Source organism: Mesorhizobium sp. M7A.F.Ca.US.006.01.1.1, assembly GCF_003997935.1.
Taxonomy (GTDB): domain Bacteria; phylum Pseudomonadota; class Alphaproteobacteria; order Rhizobiales; family Rhizobiaceae; genus Mesorhizobium.
On the sequence record NZ_RZQL01000556.1, the window covers coordinates 1 to 312 of the forward strand.

At 67.0% G+C, this 312-nt stretch carries 1 protein-coding gene; it reads left to right on the top strand.

All coding sequences use genetic code 11. The annotated features are described in order from the left end of the window. Positions 1–312 (top strand): VCBS domain-containing protein (locus EN943_RS37465; protein WP_164778631.1); only part of this gene is annotated, 312 nt, incomplete at both ends.

Genomic DNA, 312 nt, shown 5'->3' on the forward strand with positions numbered 1-312 from the left:
GGCGTCGAAGCGGGCACGGTTGCATCGGCCTCGGGCCATGTCGGCTCGGCCGTGGTGGGCAGCTACGGTTCAATCACGATCGACGCGAACGGCCACTACAGCTATACGCTCAACAACGGCGCCGCGGCGGTCCAGGCGCTGACCACCGGCCAGCATCTGACGGACACGTTCACCTACACGCTGACCGATGGCGACGGCGACACCTCGACGACAACGGTCGAGATCACCATCAACGGCACCAACGACGTGCCGACGGTCACCGTTCCGCAGGTGGGGGCGCCTGGGACTTCGGTTGACGAGGCCGGCCTTCCG